At 35.3% G+C, this 1,867-nt stretch carries 1 protein-coding gene; it reads left to right on the forward strand.

Annotated features, from left to right (window positions below):
- Window positions 1–67: 67 nt before the first annotated feature.
- A complete protein-coding gene (locus tag BQ6100_RS20550; protein WP_075981344.1) occupies window positions 68–1,783 on the forward strand; it encodes an IS1634 family transposase in 1,716 nt (571 codons plus the stop codon).
- The last annotated feature ends 84 nt before the right edge of the window (window positions 1,784–1,867 follow it).

A 1,867-nucleotide genomic window follows, 5' to 3' on the forward strand; every position in this document is an offset into this window, starting at 1 on the left:
TAAATATTGCGTACTAATCCGTACAATGGTACAATTAGAGTATATTTCATGTACGGTGGGGATATTTATGCGTGTCAAAAAAAGTGTTTCTAAAAATTCAACCTCTTATTCAATTATTAAAGACGTGTACCGAAACGGAAAAAAATCTTCTAAGGTCGTTGAAGCTTTGGGAAATGATGATGACATTCTAGAAAAACATCCTGGTGTAGATCCATATACGTGGGCAAAAGAATATGCCATGGAATTAACTCAAAAGGAAAAAGAAAGTAGCCAAAAAGTGATTGTCAAATTTAGCCCATTGAAACAGATTGCGTTGGATAAACAGAGGCAATTCAATATAGGGTATCTTTTTCTGCAAACGATTTATCACGAGTTAAAATTAGATACAGTTTGTCAGCGGATTTCCCAAAAATATGATTTTGATTATGATCTTAATGAAATTCTTTCACGTCTTCTTTTTTTGCGGGTTCTACACCCCACATCCAAAAAAGGAACATTCGAACATGCAAAAGATTTACTTGAGCCTTCTCATTTTCGGTCACATCAAATCTATCGAGCATTAGGAGTCCTTGCGGAGCAATCTGACCATATTGAAGAGATGGTTTATAAGAATAGCCTAAATGTTGTCAATCGTAATACGCAGATTCTCTATTATGACTGTACAAACTTTTTCTTTGAGATAGAAGAATCCGAAGGCATCAAGCAGTATGGCGTTTCAAAAGAAAACCGTCCCAATCCTATCGTTCAAATGGGACTATTCATGGATGGTTCCGGTCTTCCTTTGGCTTTTAGTATGACACCCGGAAATACAAACGAACAAACAACATTGAAACCATTAGAACGTCGCATCCTGAAGGACTTCCATCTTTCAAAATTTGTTGTATGTACAGATGCCGGTCTCTCCTCTAACAGTAATCGGTTATATAATACCCGAGGAAAACGTGCCTTTGTGACGACACAATCCATTAAAAAGCTTAAGAAATTTCTCAAGGAGTGGGCATTAGATTCCAAAGGATGGCGAATATCTGGGAGTAATCAAGAAGTAAACTTGGATGATATTCGAAAGCTCGAAAATGACGAACGAATGTATTACAAAGAGCGATGGATAAAAGAAAATGATTTGGAACAGAAATTAATTGTTACCTATTCCCCTGTTTATGAGCGATACCAATCGTCCATTCGAGATAATCAAGTCGAGAGAGCGATTAAGAAAATGGAAAATCCGAACTCATTAAATAAACCCCATCAAAATGATCCTAAAAGGTTCATTAAGGCAACACATGTTACAAACAATGGCGAAATTGCCAACAAAACTCAAGCAATCCTAAATCAAGAACAGATTGATAATGAAAAAATGTATGATGGATTTTATGCAGTATGTACAAATCTAGAGTCTACTGTTGAGGAAATCATCAAAATTAATCATGGAAGATGGGAGATTGAAGAGACGTTTCGTATATTAAAAAGTGAATTTCGATCTCGGCCTGTATATTTACAAAAGGACACCCAAATAAAGGCACACTTTCTAACCTGCTTCCTATCTCTATTGATTTATCGTATTTTAGAGAAAAAATTAGATGAGCAATTCACATGTCATGAATTAATCAACACGTTGAAAGAGATGAAAATGTTGGAGACAGATGGGGAAGGATACATACCTACATATACTCGAACAAAGGTTACAGATGCTTTACACGATGCCTTTGGCTTCAGAACTGATTTTGAAATTGTAACCCAAAAAGAGATGAAAAAAATTTTAAAACAAACAAAAAAGGTAAAATAGTACGCAGTTTTATCTATAAAAAAACCGCCAAAAACATTGACTTACCAATGGTTTTGGCGGTTTTAAGTGTCAAACTTGAGATTA

It is taken from the genome of Bacillus massilinigeriensis, from assembly GCF_900117315.1.
In the GTDB taxonomy this organism is placed as follows: Bacteria; Bacillota; Bacilli; order Bacillales; family Cytobacillaceae; genus Bacillus_BE; species Bacillus_BE massilionigeriensis.

Bases quoted from the DNA above. Each gene is read 5' to 3' on its own strand.
- BQ6100_RS20550 (WP_075981344.1), top strand. From the start codon at position 68: ATGCGTGTCAAAAAAAGTGTTTCTAAAAATTCAACCTCTTATTCAATT.